This window comes from Allorhodopirellula heiligendammensis (assembly GCF_007860105.1).
Lineage (GTDB): Bacteria > Planctomycetota > Planctomycetia > Pirellulales > Pirellulaceae > Rhodopirellula > Rhodopirellula heiligendammensis.
Genome location: NZ_SJPU01000006.1, coordinates 37,666 through 59,337 on the forward strand (window position 1 = coordinate 37,666; position 21,672 = coordinate 59,337).

Consider the following 21,672-nt stretch of genomic DNA (forward strand, 5'->3'; position numbering starts at 1 on the left):
CTCGCTTGGTATGTCCTTGCTAAACGGACCTTGGTTGAATGAATGTTGCGATGAACTCACAATCCCGTCGAATGAACGCTGGCCCTACGGCCGGGGCGCTGCTCGCAATCGCTCTGTCGAGCAGCCTTGCGATGCCAGTATCAGTAACGGCCCAGGTACGGACCAAGCTACCTGACCGCGCAACCTACAATCCTGCCGGACCTTCAACGCCTCCGTCACAGCCCATGGGCGCATCCGACGAGGCTCAAGTGGCGGGCGTCACGGACGAATCCATCGCCGCATCCTTGCGGCAGTCACCGCTGCGGGAAGCCGATGGCAAGATCGAGCCAGTCAATCTTCGTCCGCTGCCTTCTATGGTTCCGCGGGGCAAAGCACGCGTTCTCGCTCTGGCCGACGACCGCGGCAGCGACCCGCCAGCGGAGCCTCCTCAATCGGCTACGTTACGACCAGCTTCGTATGTTCAGCCCCGGAAAGTGCAGTCCAGCTCAAATCAGATTCAGACGCCAGCCCAGCGGCGGGTAGTCGGCTACGACTCACAGCAACACATCCGTCGTACCGCGAGTCCTGGACCACAAACACTGATTCAACACGGTCAGTCCGAAGAATGGATTGAAGGCGGGGTCATTGGATCTGGATCGACCCAGTGGGCCCATGACGGCAATATGGGACCGATCCGGATGGGAAATTACAGTGGATGCAACGCCTGCGACGGCGGCGGCTGTAATAGCTGTGATAGTTGGGGTGGTGATTGCAACAGTTGCGATGGACTCGGCTGCGACGGATGCGGTCAATGCCGTGACTTCAGTAACGCGTCGTTGTCCTTTGATCCCTGTCGCTGGTTTGGCTCCATCGAACTGCTGCTGCTCTTTCGCGAGGGCGATTCCATCCCGGCGCTGGTCACGACGAGCCCGACGGGAACGACTGCTGATACGGCGGGCCAACTTCCTGGTGCCACAATTCTCGCCGGTGGCGAACAAGCGTTCAAAGATCTCACCGCTGGCGGACGACTGACCATCGGTACCTGGCTGGATGATCAACGCAATCGTAGCCTCGTGTTCCGGGGTTGGACTGCGACAGAGGCAGACTTGTCATTTTCCGCTCGGGAGGGCATTAACGCAGGACCGATTCTGGCGATTCCAACCACCAATGCCGGTGCGGCTGACGCAGTCCTGATCGCATATCCCAACTCCAACGAAAATTTTGGCCGGTTCGGTAGTGTTAATCTTAGCGCCGACAGCAATGTCTACGGCGGTGATATCTCGGTGCGTCAATTCCTGACGGGCGGGTTGGGCACGACTTTCGATGTGCTCTACGGCTACCAATACATGGGCCTCGACGAAAACCTGCAACTCTCCACGTCCAGTACCAAGACGCAAGATCAATTCCCCGACCAGGTCGGTAACAACCTGAGCACGTTTGATCAGTTTGAAGCGAGCAATCAATTTCACGGGGGCCAGTTCGGATTCGCCGGAGCCTATCGTGAGGGATGCTGGAGTTTCGACTGGCTGGGCAAGGTCGGGTTTGGACAGATCAAGCGTCAAGCTGAGCGGCACGGACGATCCGTAATCACCACCGACACGCCGCCACCGGCGGTCAACGATACCGGATTGTTAGTCAGTGACGCCAATACGGGATCGTACTCATCGAGTACCTTCGGGTGGGCACCGGAGTTTGATCTCTCAGTCGGCTGGCACAAGTATCCGCGATTCGACGTGACGTTCGGCTATAACATTATCGCGATGACCGATGCGGTGCGTCTGTCTGGGATCATGGATCCGACCAACACGCTGGACACTCCCCGATCGAGCGTCAACTACGGGACATTCATGGTCCAGGGAATCCACTTCGGTATCCGGCACGTCTGGTAGGCGGGAAGCGATGTCGCTTCTCGTTGCAGGGCTTTCAAAATCTATCCTGACGCTGCGGAGATCGTGCTTCCGTGGAGCACGCCGATCAGCCTGCCTACCAGGCCGGTGGTAGTCGAAATCCGTCACTGCCAAGATTGATAATCGACTCAACGTCGAGCGTGCCGTAGCGTGAGTACCCCGTGTGTACGATCAGATTCGGCAGAATGATGGCATCCCCCTCGTGATGAGTGTGGCCACACAGAACAGTGAAGAATCGATCGGGATTTTCATCAGCAGCTTGCCGCAACGCTGCTCCGACGTGCCCACAGACGAAGAATGGAGCCCAGTTATCATCGGTGATGTGCCCCTCGTACCAACACGCCTCACGAAAGGGAGGTACATGAGTCGCGATCAGCACATGCCGCACCTCGGCCGGCAGCGCTACCAATTTCTGCTGCAGCCGCTTACTACTATCGAGGCCCTCGCGCTGTAAAATCGTCCGCCAGGTTTCCGGTGCATCAGCACGGAAATCTTGGATCAGTTCAAAGTCACTGAGCCGAACTGTGGAATTGAGATAGTCGCCCTCACTGGCGTCCCCCCAGCCGTCGTCGCCCAGCAGGACAGAGTCGGCCGTGAGGAACACTGGGCCGCTATCGGTGAGGTAGTGCAGATGGTCGTAATCACGGGCTAGGTCAATCATGAGGCGACGCGTCTCTGCGATTGACTTACCGTAGAAGTCATGATTGCCCAGGACAAAGTAGATCGGGCGATCAAACGTCTCCACCAGACACCGAAGTTGATAAGCGACATCATCGCCTTCCGAAATATCTCCTGTCGTCACCAGCGCGTGCGGTGCAAAGGCAATTAAATCATCCGCCCAACGACGCCACGTCTCCAGTTTCGCATGGTCAAAATGCGGATCGGTGATCCACGCTAATCGCATCGACAGGTCCGTCCCGACACCGTCGGCGGCAGTGGGATTGATGCGACGAAGCAATGGAGAGCGTTCAGCGAGATGAGTTACGGGTTCGGACAACAGGCACTGGAAATCAGGGGCCAGGGTCGCGTGGTGACTCCTGAACCCCCATTTCGTCAGAGCCTTGATTATGCCATGGCGACGAGACCGGCGGCCTCGGCGAGTTCTTCGGCCTTATCTGTCTTTTCCCAAGTGAACGCGTCGCCTTCACGACCAAAATGGCCGCCCGACGTCGTCGCTGTAAAGACAGGGCGACGAAGTTGCAGGTGATCGATAATCTGGCCAGGCTTCAACTGGAAGTGTTTGCGGACGAGTTCGCACAACTTCGCATCGGCAATCTTGCCGGTACCCTCGGTGTCCACGTGCACGCTCACGGGGTCGGTAACGCCAATCGCGTACGCCAATTGAACTTCGCATCGCTCTGCTAAACCCGAGGCGACGATGTTCTTAGCGATGTAGCGGGCCATGTAAGCAGCACTCCGGTCAACCTTGGTGGAGTCCTTGCCGCTGAACGCACCGCCACCGTGACGTCCCCATCCACCGTACGTGTCCACGATGATTTTGCGACCCGTCAATCCACAATCACCATGCGGGCCGCCAATTTCGAACTTGCCCGTGGGGTTGATGTGATACTTGATGTCGCCCTTGTCGAGTTCCGCTGGAATCGATGGCTTGATCACATTTTCGATGATGAATTTTCGAATTTCTTCGTTGCTGACGCCTGGTGAGTGCTGAGCACTGACGACGACGGTATCGATGCGTACCGGCGTGTTGCCCTCGTACTCCACCGTCACTTGACTCTTATTGTCCGGTCGCAACCAATCCACTTCTTTATTGAAGCGCGCTTCGGTGATGCGGTTAATGATGCGATGCGAAAGGGCGATCGGCAGTGGCATCAACTCGGGGGTGTCGCCACAGGCGTATCCGAACATCAGCCCTTGGTCGCCCGCACCGATTTCCTTGCCAGTCTCGTTGGAGTTCACCCCTTGGGCAATATCGGGGCTCTGCGCATCCAAGCGAACCTGAACTTCGCAGTTCGCGCCATCGATACCTGTGTCCGCGTTGTTGTATCCGACCGCGAGGATGGTATCGCGAACGATCTTTTCGTAGTCCACATCAGCCTTGCTGGTGATTTCACCAGCGACCACTGCCAAGTTCGTGTTGACGAGCGTTTCGCAGGCAACGCGGCTGTGCGGATCTTGAGCGAGCAACGCGTCCAAGATACTGTCGGAAATACGGTCAGCCAGCTTATCGGGATGCCCCATGCTGACCGATTCGCTGGTGAAAAGATAACGACCTGACTGATTACTCACTACTGAAAACTCCGCGGATTCGGTCCCATGCGGTATCGTGCGTCTCACGATTTTAAACCGCTGGCGACCAGAAGGGTCTGGACAGGGGCCTCTCCGATTCGCACGCTCCCAAACAAATTGAGAAAAATCGTTGCGTCGCCAGACCCCCTAGCAGCCACTACCATAATCTTCCGCCGCAATCCTGAAAACCATCGAATTTGCCCGTTCGCACGATTATTGCAATGGCTTAAGGTACGCTGTTAGCCATTCGAAACGGTGCCGCGAAGGCGACGTTTATTGGCTTCGATACGATCCCAGCACGAGAGACCACTCATGAATTCAGTCATTTTCAAACGGCTCATCTTCGTTATTTCGCTCCAGATGCTGACCTGGACGAGCAGCTTAGTGGGCGAAGAACTGCTCTTTCCTAATTCGGATTTTGAGTCTGGAACGCTGCAAGGGTGGACCGCTCAGGGCGATGCTTTCACGAACCAGCCCACCGAGGGGGACAATCCCCAAGCTCGAAACCGCGAGTCCAGTCTGCATCAAGGCAAGTACTGGATCGGCACCTACGAGCGATTCGATGGGAAATCGGGGGCCGCCGGCCAGATCCGCGGTGATGCTGCCACCGGGACGCTCACGTCGCAGGAGTTCACGATCGCCCGCCCCTACATCACGTTCAAAATCGGCGCTGGAAATCTTCCTGGGGAAACGGGTGTGAATTTGATTGTCGGTGACCAGACGATCGAACTTGCGACGGGTATCGATTCAGAATCCATGATCACGATCAGCAAAGACGTCTCTGAATTTATTGGCAAACCCGCGCGACTGGTCGTCTTCGATCGTGCCACGGGGGGGTGGGGACATATCAACGTCGACAACTTCACTGCGACTGATAACCCGGTGGTCGACGAACGGAGCAAGTTCGCGCTGACACCCGGCATCTCACCGGAAGCCTATCCGGACACAGGCTACGATCAACTCCGGCGACCCCAATTCCACTTTAGCTCGCGACGCAATTGGCTCAACGACCCCAACGGCATGGTTTACGACGGCGGGAAATACCACCTTTTCTTCCAACACAATCCGCATGGAACCTCGTGGGGTAACATGACCTGGGGCCACGCCACCGCCCCGGACATGTTGCACTGGACGCAGCACGACCACTCCCTGCTGCCCTACTCGGTGGACGCTCAGGCGGGAACGATCTTTTCCGGTACCATCGTGACGGACGACAATAATTCACTAGGGAAACAAGTTGGTGATCCCAAAACCCTCGTCGCCTTCTTCACCTTTGCGACCAAGCCAAAGTTCTACCAAGCGATGGCGTACAGCACCGACCTCGGCGAGTCTTGGACGTACTGGAACGAGGGTCGCGCCGTCGTGCCGAATCAAGGATTTGACAATGGAGAACGCGACCCCAAAGTTTTCTGGCATGCGGCAAGCCAGCAGTGGGTGATGGCATTATGGGTACAACGCGATCCCGGACGAATCCGCTTTTTCACATCGGACAACCTCACCGATTGGAAGTTCGCCTCCGACCTCATGCGGGATTGGGCATTTGAGTGCATGGACGTGGTCTTCCTGCCGGTCGACGGTGATGAAAACAACATGAAATGTGTGATTTATGACGCCAGTTTTGACTACGAAATTGGCTCCTTCGATGGAGAGCAATTCACCACCGAGTCAGGGCCGTTCCAGGCTGGCGGTGGAAATTTCTACGCAGCACAGACGTTTTACAATCAACCGCAAGGGCGAGCGATCCAGATTGGCTGGATGCGAGGAGGCCCCAATGCGGCGGACCTCTACGACGTTCCCTTCAACCAACAGATGTCGTTTCCCTGTGAGCTATCCCTCCGCGATACTGATCAGGGCATGAGATTGTTCTATCAACCAATCGAAGAAATTCAAACGCTCGTCGAGTCAACACACGATAAATCCGATGTCGATCTACCCGCAGGCGAAAACCTCATCGCTGATTTGGCACCACTGGACCTCATCGACATGACAGTCGAGTTCGATCCGGGAACGGCAACGTCGCTGGTGTTTGACCTGCCCGGCGTTCAGGTGACCTACGACTCAGCGACGGGAACATCCACCTATACGGGCGTCGATAATGAGGGCAACAGTCAAATTCACACACTGCTACCCGATTTGAAGCCTCGTGACGGCAGGGTGCGATTGCGATTCCTGGTTGATCGAATCTCATTGGAAGCTTACGCATTCGATGGCGAGGATTTCCGCGCCGTGTACACGTCCCCCAACACGGCGCCGAAAACCAATTCGATTCATGCCGTTGGAGGGACCGCTCGTATCCACGTCTTGAAAATCAATCGACTCAACTCGATTTGGAAGTAAATGGCTCAGAGGCGGGCTGGATTGAAAGGCGTGGACGGCACTCTTCCGGACGCGTGTTTCCGTAACTCCGCTCGCATCCGATCAATTACGCGTCGAGAATTTGCGTCCGGATCCACGGCTAGATTGTTGAACTCGCCGGGATCGGTGTGGTGATCGTAGAGTTCGACACCGTGTTCGCCTTCGCCCCACTCGGTGAAACGATAGCGGTCGGTGCGAATACTGCACCCCATCACGGGCTTTGCCAGCCGATCATCGGCTGGTCGTAAGACTTGAGTTACCGCAAATCCGCTCCAATCACATTCGGGATCGCTCAGGAGGGGGCGCAGACTTCTGCCGGCGAGATGTTCCGGTGCTGCGATGCCTGCGAGATCGGTAAGTGTAGGATAGATGTCGACGAATTCTACGATGCGGCGACAGGGACCGGTGGCCCAGAATGTATCGGTCGACCCCTCCGCTGCACGGATAATCAAAGGGGCCCGCGCCCCTTGCTCGAACAAGGTCCGTTTCTGCCAGATACCGTCATGCTCGCCCAAGTGATACCCATGGTCGCTCCAAAATACCACGATCGTGTTGTTGGCGATGTCCAGATCGTCGAGCGCATCGAGCAGTCTGCCCACTTGCGCATCAACGAACGAAACGCATGCGTAATATGCTTGGGTCGCCTGCAGTAATGTTGGCTCATCCAACCCGTAGTTGGGGATGGGGCAGTTGTGTGCGAATGCAGCGGCAGGAATGTCGTCACGATCGTCCGCAGGCGAGAATGGCAGTCGCATTTCCTCGATGGGGTACATGTCAAAGTACTTCTTCGGGGCGACATACGGCGTGTGAGGACGAAAGAAACCAACCCCCAGAAAGAACGGTTCGTGTTTCTGTTCACGCATGATTTCAATCGCGTTGGTTGCGACCATGCCGTCGGTTTGTTCTTCGTCGGTTCCGTTGGCAGCTAACCAACTCAGTGCCCCACTGATGGCGCGATGCGGCTCGGCATTGAAGATCAATGTTTCGTCGTCTTTATCGCGACCTTTCGGGTTGACCGTTCGGTTCCACGATGGAGGATCGTCAAACCCATCGGTGCCAATGGCCGCGGGCACGTTATAGTGATAGATCTTACCAACGCGAGCAGAGAAGTAGCCCGCCTGCTGAAACGCCTGTGGAAGGGTTACCGCATCAGGTACTTCATCGCGAAAATGACGATCCAAGTCATAGACGTTGATGGTGTCAGGACGCAGGCCCGTCATCACCGAAGCCCGCGTGGGATTGCACAGCGGCAATTGGTTATAAGCACGCTGGAACGAAACACCGCTGGCCGCGAGCCGATCAATGTTCGGTGTTCGGGCGAGAACATCGCCATAGCACCCCAGCGTGCAGGCTAAATCATCGACCGCGATGAAAAGCACATTCGGTTTAGAATTTGCGTCTGTCGGCGAGCCGGCCAACAGCGCCGGGGGCGAGAGCAAGATCGCAAGCAGAACGACTCGCAAGTTCGAAACGATACGGCCTGCGGTCACTATCGAGCTCATGGTCATGTTCGCCATAGAAAGAGGTTCATTGGTGAGTTCACTCAGCCCAATAGTCCACGACCACAACCTTCTCCAAGTGCGGCTTCAGGGTTTTTCCGAACGCTTTGTGAGCTGGGTGAGGCAGGTACTCCGCTCGCCCCGCCTCATCGGCAAACGTCAATAAGAAGCAATGTGTCAGACCGTCATTAAGACCTTCAGGGCTGTTGTTCAGGCCATGCTCGAACGCCACGATCGAAGGGATTTCGCTCGGTAGTTTTTTGAATGCGTCGACGACGCCTTGGACGTCCGCTTCGCTACTGGAGTCCTTGAAGCCAAACATCACCATGTGACGCAGTTGTTTGGCGGCGGGTTTGGCTTCGGAGCCAGTTGCGGTGATTTGCATGGTAGCGACTGCGAGTAGACCGAGGGCGAGTAGGGTAAAGAGAGTTGACTTCATGATCGATTCGTCTCACGGAAGGAGGTGCAGTTAGAAGGTGGGAAGCGGCCTACATCATAGTCAACTCCACGTCGGCGAGCGCCCCCAGAGTCAGGCCGTCGTCCCGCTTGATCGCGGCTGCCTCGCCATTCCTGGCACGCCTCAACATCACACCCTGACCGGGATGACGCCAACAGAGCACGCCGACGCGTCGGTCTGCACATCAAACACAGTCTTCCAAAAAAGCACCGTGCGTCCTTTTTTTCGCTTGACGGGCCTGCCGACCGAGCGTACTATCATGGCGGTACACCCGAACGCTAGAAAGGTGGCGGTTAATCATGTTTTTCACGGTCGAGCCCTCCAACGGTGTCGCGATTTATTCGCAGATCGTTCGTCAGATTAAATTTGCGATTGCCGAGCAGACGCTGCGCCCGGGCCAGTTGTTGCCGAGCGTCCGGCAGTTGGCGACGCAGCTGGCGGTCAATCCCAACACGGTCGCCCGCGCCTATCTCGAATTGCAGTCCGACGGGATTACGGAAACGCTCCGCGGTCGCGGAGTTGTTGTCTGCAAGGGTGCGTTGGACCGCTGCCGGAAACAACGCAAATCCATCATTGCCGCCCGCGTGGAGAGTGTGCTGACCGAAGCGCTGCACGGCGGGCTGACTGCAGATGAAATCCGCAGCATCGTTGAGCAGCAGCTCGGATCGCTCGAGGGTAGCGTGGCTAAGATCTCGTCACCGCCCGACTAAGCCGATTCGGCGTTTCAGCAACCTTCCCATATCTCATTCGCTCATCACCGCCCCGAGGCCCCAGCCATGACATCAGTGATCACCGCCCAGAGTTTGACGATGCGTTTTCGCGGTTGCGATGCGCTTCGCGGAGTCGATTTTGCAATCGAACCGGGAAGTGTTTTCGCGCTGCTGGGAGAGAATGGAGCTGGGAAAACAACCATGATTCGCATCATGACGGGGTTTCAGAAGCCGACTTCGGGCGAGTGCACGGTGTGCGGAATCGATCCCACACGCCATCCCCTCGAAGTTCGCCGGCGCGTCGGGTATGTCTCCGATGCCCCGGCGCTCTATGACTGGATGAGTGTAGGCGAGATTGGATGGTTCACCGCCTCATTCTTTCCCGATGGGTTCTTGCCCGCGTATCGTGAATCCATCCGTCGCTATGAGATCCCCGAGGACCGCAAAATCCGGCACTTGAGTAAAGGGCAGCGCGCGAAAGTCGCCCTCTCGCTCGCCCTCGCCCATGATCCAGAATTACTGATTCTCGACGAACCTACCTCTGGGCTCGATCCGATGGTCCGGCGTGACTTTCTCGAGAGCATGATCGACCGCGCCGCATCGGGGCGAACCGTGTTCTTGTCGAGTCACCAGATTAGCGAAGTCGAGCGAGTCGCGGACACGATCGCCATTCTGCATGAGGGCAAGCTCCGCGTTGTTGCGCCGCTGATCGAGCTCAAGCAGTCGATGACTGAGTTGACCGTCAGTCTGGACGACCCACTGGTAGCGATACCGTCAATCGACGAGCCAGCCGAAGTGATGTGTGATGAATTGCTTGGCCGGCAACGGCGTATGGTCGTGCGAAATTTCACACCGGAGATGCATGCGAGGTTGGCCTCGGCGACGGGTGTGGTCAGTGTGCATGAACGCCCTCTATCGCTCGAGGAGATTTTCATCGCATGTACAAAGGGCTCTCTTTCTCGTCCCCAGGGTGACTCGGACCCAGCCGCAGTCACGCCGCAGGCAGCCGCGATGGAGGTCACGATATGAACGCAATCTCATCTCCTCTGCGTGGCTTGGTTTGGAAAGAGACGCGCCAGATTGTTCCCTTGGTGCTAATGTTATTGGCAGTTGCGCTGTGCTTGATCACGCTGTGGTCGATCCTGGATGCGCCTCAAACGATTGCCCAGTTTGGTCACTACATCCCGCTGCTGCTACCAGCACTCTTTGCCGCTGGCGCGGGCGCCATTCTCGTCGGCCAAGAAAAAGAAACACGCACGATGCTGTGGTGCTCAACGCTGCCCATATCACCGGTGACGATCGTCGGCGTGAAATTCGTCGTGGCGCTGGTCGGCCTGTTGTTGATGTGGTTTTGCTGCGCGTTCATCGGCATCTTGATTGGTGACAATCGACTGCCTGGGAACGAGGGAGGAGTGGCGAATACGTTGTATTGGTTCGCCCATAGTCTCTTCATCTTGTGCTGTGGCTTTTACACGGCGTGGCGGATGAAAAGCACCTTTCCCAGCCTCGTTGCCTTAGTACCGTTGGCAGCTCTACCCTACGTGGCGACATCTCTGTACTTCGGTCTGTTTGTCGAGGACCGCTACATTTCGCTGCAAGAGGCCGCCTGGTTGTTAACCACGACATCGGCGATTGGCTGCGTCGTGATGGGGTGGCTCGCTTACCGAGCGGGAATTCACGCTCTGTCGCCAGCGACTCCCGAGCTTGAGGAGAGCGGCGCACGCCATTGGCTGGCTGCGTGGCGTCCCGCCAACTCCTTGCCGGTTCCGGAGACTCCCTTTCGCTATCCGCTCAGCTCGTTGGTATGGCAATCGATTCATCACAATCGCATGACGTTGGCGGTCCTCGTGATCCTGATTTTATTGGGCTGCACGGCCTTTGGAAGCATTGGCAGTGAACAGCACACCCGCCTGTGGGAGAACGTGTTGGCACTCGCGATCGTCGTCGGTGCGATCGCAACCTCTTGGCTGGGCGTGTTTGTGTTCCACGGTGACGGTAGCGCGAACCGTTTGCGGTTTCTCGCCGATCGCGGCGTTTCGCCAACACGGGTTTGGATAGGTCGCCATCTGATCGGCGTCAGTGCGATCTCTCTAGGCATGGTCGCATTTTTGATTTCGTCCTGCTTTTCGCTGCGAAACTCGCGTCTCGAGTATGGCTATTTTGCCCCCTCGATGGCGATGGTCGGCTGTGTTTTGTGGATCATCTACGTCGTGTCGCAAGCGACGAGTCAATGGATTCGGATTCTCGCTGCCTCCGCGTTTATCGCTCCCGTTCTCGCCGGTGTTGCTGTGGTTTGGCTCTGTGGGGCGGCGACCATGTATGACGCACCATTTTGGCTGGTGTCGCTGTGTAGTCTACTGCCGATGTTGGCGACGTGGATGATGATGCGGCGGTTCATGGACGACGCAGCCAAGTGGCCGATTTGGTTATGCGGCGCGGTGACCACCCTCCTCTTTTTATCGCTGCCGGTCGTGCCTTTTGTGATCGACGTGGCCGCCTTCCCCGGGATCTCGCCTGCCGCCAAGGCCGCGCTAATTGCCAGGACTCGGGCCGTTCCAAATCCTGGGGATTTTCAACCCATGATGAGCACTATTTCACCACTTCAGAAACTGCAAGTCGTGCAACCCCAAGACGATGTCGCCATTACGGAAATTGTCCGATCCCAAGGCTTTCTTCCTCAGGACTATCTGTCGATCGGCGATCTGGATGCTGACACACACGTCCCGCTGCATGCCGATCTCGGCATTCTCGCCCAATCAATTGAGTATGCCGAGTATTTCAGGTATCTCGTCATGCAAAACTCGGAGGATGCGGACGCCGTCGAAGGATTTGGAAAATGGATCGATGCGTTGTCCGTGATGGCGTCACGATTGCGAATGAGTGCGCGTTGGTACGATCAAGAAGTAGCCGATCAGGTCGAGATGTGGTTGACACAGACTTTGTCGCGTGAAGAACTCCAGCCACTCCGATCACGCGATTTTTCGCAGCGGGCAATCGCAGTCATTTCAGATCAGGAGAATCGGAATGCGGCCCGGCGGCGTGCGGTGCTGCTGAGTTTTCGTGACTTTGAGTCAAACCGAGCCGACGAAGAACGCGACGATTCCCTGGGAGGATTCCGCGAATATGAGATGTTCCAGTGGGTTCCACAACAGAAGCGGCACTGGATCTATGATCGCTTGATTGATCGGTTAGCTGTCGACGCCCTGGAGCTGATCGATGCAGGGGAAAGCGGCCAGGACACATTGTCGATCCGCCGGAAACTACACGACTTGATGGTTGCACCCACCACTCCATTCGACCAGGGGCCCTACGGCGCTCACCAGAACCAGATCCAACCGTCCTTTGGATATGGGGCAACTCGTTATCCCGCATCGACCTGGTATGACGCGTGGGAAGGCCAAGCGAAACAACTGGGAAATTAAATGATTCGACATCAATCGGCACGCCGCGACGAGCACGAATCGTCGAACAATCTCGACTCGGTCAAACAAGTGACCCTCTTCATTTCCGCGAGTAATTGAAATGGCAAATCCCCACCTCTCGCCAAGCCGGCGTAGCGAAACGAGCTATTTGGCGCTAGTTATCGTCCCACTGATCATCGTCATCGGCCTGCTGATGTTTGGGTTAGTTCAAGAATGGTCGGCTCGTCGCTATGTCAACGCAGAGTTGGCGACGCTCCGCGCAGCAGGGCAGCCACTCGACAAGGCAGCATTGATTGCGGAACTCAACGGGCCCCCAGTGCAGCCTAGCGACGCGACCTGGGAGGACCTCAACGACGTGATCGTGTTTCTTGAATACAAGTACCGCGAGGCATTTCGACTCCTGAATCCTTCCGGGGAGCTGGTGCCAGCGGGACGTGATTGGCCTGCGGAGGGACTTGCTGAAGACTACCACCGGGAAGCGGCTCCGCTGATCGAGCGGATTCGCGAACTACTCTCCAGTGCAGACATGCCGCCTCCTCCCAGCGGTGCGTACGCAAGTAGGAGTCTGTATGGAATACCAGCCTGGAATGGCGATGATTTGTTGTTCCGTGAGTTTGCCTACGCCTACCATCGTGGCGACAGCGAACTCGCTATCGAGCTGATCGAACTATATGTCAACTTCTACCGGCGTATCATGGGCGTCGAGAAGATGGGCCCGCCCCAAGAATTGATCCATCGCTCGCTCGAAAGCGATTTCTGGCAAGCGGACGATCTGCGTCGACTACGGAAACTGTTAAACGATCGCGTTGATGGAGAGAAATCATGGCACGCCGTGCTCGACCGAGAGCTCGTGGAGTTGCTTGAGGACGTGCGCATGGTTAATGAGGGGGATGAGGTTGGCTCCGACGTGCTGCCCTTTGGCGTGCCATCCACTCGCGTTGCCTCGCTCCTGCGCTCCTACGCCGATCTGGAAAAACTGCAGGGCGCAGGGACTCGCCAGCACGTGCAGTCCGTCAGCGCCATTGATGCTCGGAATAATCGTGAACGAGGCAGGGCAGCGGTCGAGAGTCTTGCCGCAGTGCCATGGTCTACTTTCGATTTCAACACTCATTTCCGCCGCATGGAAGGAAACGCAGCCAGCATTGCGACGCAGCTCATGAGCCAGCGGCGGTTGCTGGTAGCGATCGCTATCAAGCAGTTTCAATTGCAGGCAGGACGCTGGCCAACATCTCTCTCCGAACTTGCGACCGTCGGCCTGACGTCACGCGACTGGGAGATGGTTGATGGAATCGATTTCGGTTACCGCGTCGATGCTGACGGCGAAACGGCTCGCGTGTGGCGTTTCACGCAACCCTACGACGGCGTGTCGCCAGACCTGTTCGACAAAGGCTTCCGTTTTCCACCCTTGCCGCCCAGCGACATGGTCTTGAATAAATCGGCAATCCAGGATGCTGAAACAGAGATTCGCTAGGGATTGTTAACGCTTCTGTTTTGGTTTGCAGTGCAAGTTGGGAGTTTAGGGTGGGAGTTTAGGGTGGGAGTTTAGGGTGGGAGTTTAGGTTTCGCGTTTAGGTTTCGAGTCTCGGAGAGACTCGGCTACTCAGGGAAGCATTTGTGAGCTGCAGACGCACCTTGATCGGCGTATACTGCAGCTTTCCCTTCGCGCCCTCTCTCTCTGCTTCACACCGCCATGGTCACACCGCCCCCTCGCGAAACTGCTCCCAGCGAACTTCCGTCCGATGATCTTGCGTCCGCTCAACAGTTGATCGCAAGCGTCAACGAAGTGAAGGACCAAGTGAGCCGAATCGTGGTCGGACAGAGCGAGGTTGTCGAGCAATTGCTGATTGCAATTCTGGCCCGCGGGCACTGCTTGCTCGAGGGCGTGCCCGGCCTGGCAAAAACACTGATGGTGCGAACCCTGGCTTCGTCGATGAGCCTGGACTTTCGTCGTATCCAATTCACTCCCGATCTGATGCCGGGGGACATCACGGGGACTGACATCATTCAGGAAGATCACGAGACGGGGCGTCGCGAAATGATCTTTCGCAAAGGGCCGATCTTCACGCAGATGCTACTTGCCGATGAGATCAACCGCACGCCGCCCAAGACGCAAGCGGCATTACTCGAAGCGATGCAGGAACACGAAGTGACCGCGGGCGGGCACACCTATCGCTTGTCCGAACCGTTCTTCGTCTTGGCGACGCAGAATCCGATCGAACAGGAGGGCACCTATCCCTTGCCCGAAGCTCAGCGTGATCGGTTTCTGTTTCATGTCGTCGTGGCCTACCCGAGCCGTGACGAAGAAGTCGAGATAGTGGACCGTACGACATCGGGTGAGCTTCCCGACGTCAAGCATGTGATCAGTGGTGAAGATATCGTGCGGTTTCAAGCACTCGTCCGCCGGGTCCCGCTACCCGACCACGTCAAGCATTGGGTCATCGACCTGGTCCGCGACGCACGGCCAGGCGAAACGGATGCTAAGCCTTGGGTGCGGGAGTGGATTCAGTGGGGGCCCGGACCGCGGGCGAGTCAGCAATTGGTGCTCGCATCCAAAGCTCGGGCGTTGTTGCAGGGCCGCACCCACGTATCCATGGACGATGTTCAGGCTCTCGCACTGCCCGTACTGCGGCACCGGATCGTACCAACTTTCGCCGCCGAAGCCGATGGAATCTCCGTCGCTGATTTAGTCGCGCGCTTAGTCAAAGAACACCGGGTACCCGAAGCAAGTTTGTTGTAATCCAGCGGCAGAGCCCGTTACCCGCTGTGAGTAGCCGAGTCTCTCCGAGACTCGGAGTTTTCTTACCGAGACTCGGAGTTTTCTCTCCGAGACGCGGAGTTCTTAAAGGCGGAACTCGCAAAGAAATCACCAAGCCGCTGCATTACTCGCCGCAAACCGATTGACCTCACGGTCTGCTGATGCAATCGATCCGCCATCAGATTTCCATCTTGAAATTAATTTTACTTTCTCGGCATCACGCGATGGAAATGCAAATAAACCTCTCGATCAACGACTCGGCGCACGCCCTCGACCAAACACTTCGGTTCGTTGTCGCGTTCGCCTTCAGCAATGATCTTTTCGATTGGCGTGCCGGGGGCGACGGAGAAAGTGCGTTGGTTGATCGTTTGGTTGCCCGCGTCGAGTTCGGGGATGATGAAGTGACACGTCGCGCCAAAAGTCAGCATGCGGGCGTTATTGGCGTCATGGTATGGTCGGAAACCCGGAAACCCTGGCAGCAGGCCGTGGTGCAGATTGATGATCCGGCCGCCCGCAAATTGCCAACAGACGTCGGCGGGAAGAACTCGCATGTAGCGGGCCAGGATTAAATAATCGACCTCGAATTCGTCGAGCGTTCGAATCAGTGCGTCGTTATCCGCCCCGCCCTGGTCATCGCCGATCATGCGGAATTCCGAATGAAATTCTTCGGCCAGCGAGGCCAGTTTCTTTCGATTCGAAATCACCACAGGCACGTCTGCCGCGATTGTTCCCTCTGCCACAGCTTGCAGAATCGCGCGCGGCGTGTCTTCGACGTACGTACATGCCACGGCGAGTCGCGGCCGTGCCGACGAGCGTACATCGGGACTCCATACGCGGATGGAAAGCCCCGTGTGCTCTCCGATTTGACGCATCTCGGCCTGCAGCTGCGACAGCGACACCTGACCCTTGGCCACGGACATCTCGTCAAACTGTATACGACACAACATCGCGAACAGTGACTGTTCGTCGTGATCGTACATCTGAATCTCGGCGATCCGCGCCCCGCGGCCGGTGAGATGGTGAATGATCGGGTCAGCCAATCCGGTGTGATCGGGACCGAGAGCGGTGATGACGACTTCCATGGGCGGGGGCAGGGGCGGGGGTGGGGGGAAAGAGGGAGGGTGCGGGCATTTTTGAATTCTAGCTCAAATCTGCCGGTACAGCGGAGCGCGGTCTCGTATTGGCCGGCAATTGCGCTATCATGAGAGGAATCGACTCGGCGTATCCAGACCATTCTTCTCCGCGGCATCATTCGGTGATGATCCAAATGGCAAAATCAACAGCAAAACTAGATTCCTCACCCGCCACGGTGCGGCAGCGGATTCGGCGCCGGAGTGATCTGCCCAAGGGTGAAAGTCTCTGTGATCACTGCACCGCCAAATGCTGCCACTATTTCGCGTTGCCGATCGATGAACCGGTCTCGCGAAAAGATTTTGATTTTATTCGTTGGTACCTACTCCATGATCGAGCCAGCGTGTTTGTCGATGAGGAGACCTGGTACCTACTGGTCCATACCACATGCAAGCATTTGCAGGCGGACAACCGTTGCGGAATCTATGAGACCCGCCCGCAGATTTGCCGCGAATACACGACAGACGATTGTGAGTTTGATGACGACTGGTGTTACGAACGATACTTTGAGACCCCCGAGCAGATCGATGAGTACGCGGACGCACTGTTTGGTCCTCAGTTCGAACAGGTGGGACTCCGCAAGCAGGATATGATCCGCAGTCGTCGCCCCACCGGTCTACCGGTCGTGTGAGTGCCCCTTGTAACCGGACCGTTCCGTCGGTCCAGGTTCCTACGAAATATTCCCTTAATAACGCCGCGATCGGTCGATCAAGAAATCAAGATGGCTACTACACCGAGGACGTCGACGCACGAGGGTCAAACCCCGTCCGCTCGCGAAATACTTGCTCAGGTGTGGGGATTCGACGACTTCCGACCGATGCAGGACGAAGCCGTCAACGACGTGATTGCCGGCCGTGACAGCGTCGTGGTGTTGCCCACTGGCGGCGGAAAGTCACTCTGCTACCAAGTCCCGGCATTGGTTCGTGAGGGGATGGCCGTCGTCGTCTCACCGCTGATCTCGTTGATGAAAGACCAGGTCGATGCGTTGGTGAGTAACGGTGTCGCGGCGGCCCTGGTCAACAGCACTCAAAGCGACGAGCAAAAGCGTGAAACCGCCGCCCGAATCCGCAGCGGAGAAATTCGGTTGCTCTATCTCGCTCCCGAGCGGCTACTGACCAACCGCACTCTTGATTTCCTAACCACGATCCCGATTTCATTTTTCGCGATCGATGAAGCTCACTGCGTCAGCAATTGGGGACACGATTTTCGTCCAGAGTACCGCGGTTTGCGAATCTTGAAACAGCGGTTTCCACATGCTTCCGTTCACGCCTTCACGGCCACGGCATCGGAGCGGGTGCGTGAGGATATTGCCGGGCAATTGGAACTCCGCGATCCGCATATCTTAGTCGGCAGCTTCGATCGCCCCAACTTGACCTACCGCATGCTCCGTCGTGACAACGCGCTGAGGCAGATCATGAGCGTCGTCGAACAGCATCCCGGTGAGTCCGGGATCGTGTACTGCATCACGCGGAAGGAAGTCGAACAGACCTCGGCAGCGCTTGCTGCCGAGGGCGTCTCGGTCCGCCCCTACCATGCCGGACTCGACGATCTGACACGACATGGAAATCAGGAAGCATTCATACGTGAGCAGGTGGACGTGATCGTAGCTACGGTTGCGTTCGGGATGGGCATTGACAAATCGAATGTGCGGTTCGTCGTTCATGCGGGCATGCCCAAATCGATCGAGCACTACCAGCAAGAGAGTGGACGAGCGGGACGAGACGGCTTACCGTCACAGTGCACTCTCCTGTACAACGGTGGTGATCTGATGACGTGGAAACGCATCCTTGAAATGGGTGATCGATCCAACTTTGACGAGGCCATGGCGAACGTAAACTCAATGGCTGCCTTGTGCTCGGGCGTTCAGTGCCGTCATGCCGCCATCGTCAACTATTTCGGTCAAGAATTCGATGTTGAGAACTGCAATGCCTGCGATGTCTGTCTGGGCGAGCTCGACATGGTGGAGGATCCGATCACCCTCGCGCAAAAAATTCTCTCCAACGTCGTGCGACTGCAGGAGCGGTTTGGGGTGGCCTACAACGTCAAGGTACTGACGGGATCACGAGATCAGAAAATCACCAGTGCCGGGCACGATCAACTCAGCACCCATAATCTGCTCGGCAACGAGTCGACGGCCAACGTCCGGACCTGGATCGAACAATTGATCTCCCAAGGGTTTCTCGAGCGAACGGGCGAGTTCAACGTCTTGCGATTGACACCGCCGGGCCGCGACCTATTGCGACGCCAGGGAACGGTGACCTTGACTCGCGCAGCCCCCGCTTCCGCTGGCCGCCCCTCAGCACGCTCAACAGCGGACTCGTGGGAGGGTGTCGATCGTGGCTTGTTCGATTTGCTCCGCGCAAAACGAAGTGAGTTGGCCACCGAGCAAAACGTACCCGCCTATATTGTCTTCGGCGACGCTGTCCTTCGCGATCTCGCCCGGCTGCGCCCCACATCGCTCGCAGGTCTCGCGCAAATTCGCGGTATTGGTGAACGCAAACTGAAGGAGTATGGCGAGATTTTTCTCAACGAGATCGATGCGTATTGCCAACAGCACGAGGTGCCGCGGGACATGGTCATCCCACAGGACCACTCGCTTGCTGCCCCAGCGGCTGCCAAGCCGAAAAGCATGAAGGGCGCTATTGCTCAACGCGAGGCGGATGCCTGCTTTGCACAAGGTCAATCAATCGAAGCCGTCGCAGCAAAGATGGGACGAGCTCAGTCGACTGTGCGAGGTTATTTGAACAATTATATCCGCGACGCCAACATCACCGACCCATCGCCATGGGTTTCCACGCAGAAGACGACGGCAATCGAAGCGGCCATTCACGCGAGCGAGGATGGCCGGCTCAAGCCAATATTTGAAGCCGTCGAAGCTGACCAGACGATTCGCGAGCCAGTCGGCTACGACGACATCCGCATCGTGGTGAGCTGTTGGCAGAACCGATCGGATCGGTGAAAAATCCACCCCGCGATGCCTGGGGCTGGTTCAGTCTTACCCCGTGGCCATACAGCCGGTTCTCAGACCCGGAGGGGATTGCTGCGACTGTCCAGGCCAATGCACGGATTACTTTGTTGAGCTCGCAGGCGGAGGGAGACCGATGTCGACGGTTCGTTGGATTGCGGGTACGTTTTCACGACGTAGATTGTCGCTCCCAGGGCCGCGCCGCCAGTGATGATCCATTAATCTATGTTTTCATCTCATATTTACTCAATCGCACCAGTCATGTTTGCACTCTGTAACGAAACTTTCCGCGACACGCCGCTTTCCGATGCAGTCCGCTTGACGGCCGACCTTGGCTATACCGGCTGGGAAGTCGCTCCCTTCATGCTGGCCGATCACGTTGATGCGATCGGACGGGAGCAGCGGGCTGAGTATCGCAAGACCGTCGAGGACGCGGGTCTGAAGATCATCGGTCTGCACTGGTTGCTCGCCGGCACGCAGGGCTTGCATTTGACGACACAGGATGCGTCGGTGCGACAAAACACAGCGGACTATCTGAAGAGTTTGGCCCGGTTGTGCGGGGACTTGGGGGGAAACCTGATGGTGCTCGGTTCGCCACAGCAGCGCAACCGCACCGAAGGGCAAACGCCTGAACTCGCGATGGCGAATGCAGCCGAGGTACTGCGGCAAGTCGTCCCCACCTTGCATGAGCAAAACGTGCGGATTGCTGTCGAGCCGCTTGGTCCCGAAGAAGGTGATTTCCTCAATACTGCCGACGAAGCCTGCGAACTGATCGATGCGGTCGGCGACCCCAGCATCGGATTGCATCTTGACGTCAAGGCCATGAGCACCGAAGCGGAGCCAATCGAGCAGGTCATCCGTCAGCACGCCGACCGGATGATCCACTTTCACGCCAACGACCCCAACCGCCTGGGGCCAGGAATGGGCGACGTCAAATTTGAACCAATCCTGCAAGCACTGCGTGACGTGAACTACGATGGCTGGATCAGCGTCGAAGTGTTCGACTATTCACCTGGGGCTGAAACGCTGGCGAGAGAAAGTATCCGCAACCTGCGGGCAGCAAGTTAATTCCTGGTCAAGTCCCACGCGTCGAACCACGTCGTGTCGGTCGGTTGCATGTCGAATTTTGCCTCGAGTCGCTCAGCCATGTCCACGAGGTGGCCCGCGCCGTAAAAAACGGCGACCGAATTGGCACCCTCGTCAAGTTCTTCTTTCAAAATTTGAAATGCTTTTCGATTACGGCCTTTGATAATCGTATTTTCACCGTTGGCGTCGCTGACGCCGGCGGTCACCAATTCGATATCCAAGAGTTGAGACGCCATGGCCTGTTTAAGCATCTTAGCGCGATCTTTGCTGAAGAATGCCATGATGAGGTCGACGTCGCCGCCTTTGGCTTGGGTTGCCATCCCTGCTCCCATCATCCGGGCGACCATTTTCCAAACACTGTCGCCCCGTCGCTCAAGGTCTTTGACGAATTCATCGGGGCTCATATCCGCATGGCGAAAATTTTCAGCCATATAATCGATTTTTTCGAGCTGATATTCAAGATGAAGCATATCCTTCATCCCGCTTTGCATTGACGAGAGCAGCGAACGACGCTGCTGCAAATCTTCAGGGCGGATGCGTGTTCCGTCGGGAGCCACCAGTTCGTAGAGCACCTTGTCGTAGCTGCTAAGTTGCTCTTTGAGCGCCTGGTAATACTCTGCTTGGCCTACGTGGATCACTCCCACGAGATCGACGCTCTGCCCCTCGTAAGCCGTATCGGGCTTCCCTTCGAAGTGAACGATCGCCGTTTGCAGAGCAACGGGAGTCCCGTCTGCGTCACGCTTGATACGAACATATTGACTGGCGTCTGCTTCGTCGCCGTCTGTTGCTGGCGAGTCAGGCCCCGCTTCGAGCGGGCCGTCGGATTCCTCGCTGGCAGCGGCCGACTGCTCTGCTGGAACCGGCGGAGCCACGTTGTCCTGCGCCATGGCGATACGCGCCGCAGCGAGCTGCCATCCGATCAGCAGGATCGTTCCGGCGATGCAAACAATTTTTTTAAGGTAACTCGGCACGCGGGTACTCCGGTAGCGGGATTTCGTGATAAACTCGAATAGATACCATCCTAGCACACACCAATCCATTTTCGGATAGCTCTGGACGGGTAATCGTCGCGGTTTCCACTGGGGTGTTGCATTGCCTCGAGTGGACACATGAAGCCATCGTCGCCAAAGCAATTTAGCGTACGTGCCCTCGCGGC

Annotated in this window: 16 protein-coding genes; 10 read left to right on the forward strand and 6 right to left on the reverse strand. The window is 56.9% G+C overall.

Annotated features, from left to right (window positions below):
• Positions 1 to 50 precede the first annotated feature (50 nt).
• The gene (locus Poly21_RS25155) at positions 51 to 1,868 is read left to right on the forward strand and encodes a BBP7 family outer membrane beta-barrel protein (protein ID WP_302120571.1); all 1,818 of its coding nucleotides are present in this window, start codon (positions 51 to 53) and stop codon (positions 1,866 to 1,868) included.
• Between the two features lie 94 nt (positions 1,869 to 1,962).
• Here the strand turns inward: Poly21_RS25155 and Poly21_RS25160 are convergent, their stop codons facing one another.
• Together Poly21_RS25160 and metK are read right to left on the reverse strand one after the other, a co-directional pair.
• On the reverse strand, positions 1,963 to 2,883 hold the full coding sequence (locus tag Poly21_RS25160; RefSeq protein ID WP_367302578.1) for a metallophosphoesterase family protein: 921 nt from the start codon (positions 2,881 to 2,883) through the stop codon (positions 1,963 to 1,965).
• 68 nt (positions 2,884 to 2,951) lie between these two features.
• The gene (metK, locus tag Poly21_RS25165; RefSeq protein WP_146409837.1) at positions 2,952 to 4,136 is read right to left on the reverse strand and encodes a methionine adenosyltransferase; all 1,185 of its coding nucleotides are present in this window, start codon (positions 4,134 to 4,136) and stop codon (positions 2,952 to 2,954) included.
• A gap of 312 nt (positions 4,137 to 4,448) precedes the next feature.
• Between metK and Poly21_RS25170 the strand changes: the two genes are divergently transcribed.
• Positions 4,449 to 6,473, forward strand: coding sequence for a glycoside hydrolase family 32 protein (locus tag Poly21_RS25170; protein WP_146409838.1), 2,025 nt, complete (start codon positions 4,449 to 4,451; stop codon positions 6,471 to 6,473).
• Between the two features lie 5 nt (positions 6,474 to 6,478).
• Here the strand turns inward: Poly21_RS25170 and Poly21_RS25175 are convergent, their stop codons facing one another.
• Both Poly21_RS25175 and Poly21_RS25180 read right to left on the reverse strand, forming a co-directional pair.
• Positions 6,479 to 7,993, reverse strand: a complete 1,515-nt coding sequence (locus Poly21_RS25175) for a sulfatase (RefSeq protein WP_436967526.1) — start codon at positions 7,991 to 7,993, stop codon at positions 6,479 to 6,481.
• A gap of 37 nt (positions 7,994 to 8,030) precedes the next feature.
• The gene (locus Poly21_RS25180; RefSeq protein ID WP_302120573.1) at positions 8,031 to 8,429 is read right to left on the reverse strand and encodes a Dabb family protein; all 399 of its coding nucleotides are present in this window, start codon (positions 8,427 to 8,429) and stop codon (positions 8,031 to 8,033) included.
• A 317-nt stretch (positions 8,430 to 8,746) separates the two neighbouring features.
• On the opposite strand from Poly21_RS25180, the gene Poly21_RS25185 reads away from it, so the two are divergent.
• The 5 genes from Poly21_RS25185 to Poly21_RS25205 all read left to right on the forward strand — a co-directional run bounded on the left by Poly21_RS25185 (position 8,747) and on the right by Poly21_RS25205 (position 15,316).
• On the forward strand, positions 8,747 to 9,157 hold the full coding sequence (locus Poly21_RS25185; protein WP_146409839.1) for a GntR family transcriptional regulator: 411 nt from the start codon (positions 8,747 to 8,749) through the stop codon (positions 9,155 to 9,157).
• Positions 9,158 to 9,223: 66 nt separating this feature from the next.
• Entirely contained in the window at positions 9,224 to 10,186 is a 963-nt protein-coding gene (locus tag Poly21_RS25190) for an ABC transporter ATP-binding protein (RefSeq protein WP_146409840.1), read from the forward strand.
• Positions 10,183 to 12,579 carry a hypothetical protein gene (locus Poly21_RS25195; RefSeq protein WP_146409841.1) on the forward strand — a complete coding sequence of 799 codons (2,397 nt, stop codon included), beginning with the start codon at positions 10,183 to 10,185 and terminating at the stop codon, positions 12,577 to 12,579. Before Poly21_RS25190 ends, Poly21_RS25195 begins: the two co-directional genes overlap by 4 nt.
• A gap of 100 nt (positions 12,580 to 12,679) precedes the next feature.
• Complete coding sequence (locus Poly21_RS25200) at positions 12,680 to 14,050, forward strand: hypothetical protein (protein WP_146409842.1); 1,371 nt, start codon at positions 12,680 to 12,682, stop codon at positions 14,048 to 14,050.
• Positions 14,051 to 14,269: 219 nt separating this feature from the next.
• A complete protein-coding gene (locus Poly21_RS25205; RefSeq protein ID WP_146409843.1) occupies positions 14,270 to 15,316 on the forward strand; it encodes an AAA family ATPase in 1,047 nt (348 codons plus the stop codon).
• Positions 15,317 to 15,537: 221 nt separating this feature from the next.
• On the opposite strand, the gene Poly21_RS25210 is transcribed toward Poly21_RS25205, so the two are convergent.
• The gene (locus Poly21_RS25210) at positions 15,538 to 16,416 is read right to left on the reverse strand and encodes a formyltransferase family protein (RefSeq protein WP_146409844.1); all 879 of its coding nucleotides are present in this window, start codon (positions 16,414 to 16,416) and stop codon (positions 15,538 to 15,540) included.
• 185 nt (positions 16,417 to 16,601) lie between these two features.
• Between Poly21_RS25210 and Poly21_RS25215 the strand changes: the two genes are divergently transcribed.
• The 3 genes from Poly21_RS25215 to Poly21_RS25225 all read left to right on the forward strand — a co-directional run bounded on the left by Poly21_RS25215 (position 16,602) and on the right by Poly21_RS25225 (position 20,498).
• Complete coding sequence (locus Poly21_RS25215) at positions 16,602 to 17,096, forward strand: YkgJ family cysteine cluster protein (protein WP_146409845.1); 495 nt, start codon at positions 16,602 to 16,604, stop codon at positions 17,094 to 17,096.
• A gap of 90 nt (positions 17,097 to 17,186) precedes the next feature.
• Positions 17,187 to 19,424, forward strand: coding sequence for a DNA helicase RecQ (gene recQ, locus Poly21_RS25220; RefSeq protein WP_146409846.1), 2,238 nt, complete (start codon positions 17,187 to 17,189; stop codon positions 19,422 to 19,424).
• 267 nt (positions 19,425 to 19,691) lie between these two features.
• Positions 19,692 to 20,498 carry a sugar phosphate isomerase/epimerase family protein gene (locus tag Poly21_RS25225; RefSeq protein WP_146409847.1) on the forward strand — a complete coding sequence of 269 codons (807 nt, stop codon included), beginning with the start codon at positions 19,692 to 19,694 and terminating at the stop codon, positions 20,496 to 20,498.
• Here Poly21_RS25225 and Poly21_RS25230 read toward each other — a convergent pair.
• Complete coding sequence (locus tag Poly21_RS25230) at positions 20,495 to 21,403, reverse strand: TraB/GumN family protein (RefSeq protein ID WP_146409879.1); 909 nt, start codon at positions 21,401 to 21,403, stop codon at positions 20,495 to 20,497. The two genes, Poly21_RS25225 and Poly21_RS25230, sit on opposite strands and share 4 nt — an antisense overlap.
• Positions 21,404 to 21,672 lie beyond the last annotated feature (269 nt).

What these genes read in the sequence shown, in the direction of transcription:
- Poly21_RS25195 (WP_146409841.1), top strand. Translation starts at nt 10,183, where the DNA reads ATGAACGCAATCTCATCTCCTCTGCGTGGCTTGGTTTGGAAAGAGACG.
- Poly21_RS25175 (WP_436967526.1), bottom strand. Translation starts at nt 7,993, where the DNA reads ATGAGCTCGATAGTGACCGCAGGCCGTATCGTTTCGAACTTGCGAGTC.
- Poly21_RS25180 (WP_302120573.1), bottom strand. Translation starts at nt 8,429, where the DNA reads ATGAAGTCAACTCTCTTTACCCTACTCGCCCTCGGTCTACTCGCAGTC.
- Poly21_RS25225 (WP_146409847.1), top strand. Translation starts at nt 19,692, where the DNA reads ATGTTTGCACTCTGTAACGAAACTTTCCGCGACACGCCGCTTTCCGAT.
- recQ (WP_146409846.1), top strand. Translation starts at nt 17,187, where the DNA reads ATGGCTACTACACCGAGGACGTCGACGCACGAGGGTCAAACCCCGTCC.
- Poly21_RS25185 (WP_146409839.1), top strand. Translation starts at nt 8,747, where the DNA reads ATGTTTTTCACGGTCGAGCCCTCCAACGGTGTCGCGATTTATTCGCAG.
- Poly21_RS25205 (WP_146409843.1), top strand. Translation starts at nt 14,270, where the DNA reads ATGGTCACACCGCCCCCTCGCGAAACTGCTCCCAGCGAACTTCCGTCC.
- Poly21_RS25230 (WP_146409879.1), bottom strand. Translation starts at nt 21,403, where the DNA reads ATGGCGCAGGACAACGTGGCTCCGCCGGTTCCAGCAGAGCAGTCGGCC.
- Poly21_RS25210 (WP_146409844.1), bottom strand. Translation starts at nt 16,416, where the DNA reads ATGGAAGTCGTCATCACCGCTCTCGGTCCCGATCACACCGGATTGGCT.
- Poly21_RS25215 (WP_146409845.1), top strand. Translation starts at nt 16,602, where the DNA reads ATGGCAAAATCAACAGCAAAACTAGATTCCTCACCCGCCACGGTGCGG.
- Poly21_RS25190 (WP_146409840.1), top strand. Translation starts at nt 9,224, where the DNA reads ATGACATCAGTGATCACCGCCCAGAGTTTGACGATGCGTTTTCGCGGT.
- Poly21_RS25200 (WP_146409842.1), top strand. Translation starts at nt 12,680, where the DNA reads ATGGCAAATCCCCACCTCTCGCCAAGCCGGCGTAGCGAAACGAGCTAT.
- Poly21_RS25170 (WP_146409838.1), top strand. Translation starts at nt 4,449, where the DNA reads ATGAATTCAGTCATTTTCAAACGGCTCATCTTCGTTATTTCGCTCCAG.
- Poly21_RS25155 (WP_302120571.1), top strand. Translation starts at nt 51, where the DNA reads ATGAACTCACAATCCCGTCGAATGAACGCTGGCCCTACGGCCGGGGCG.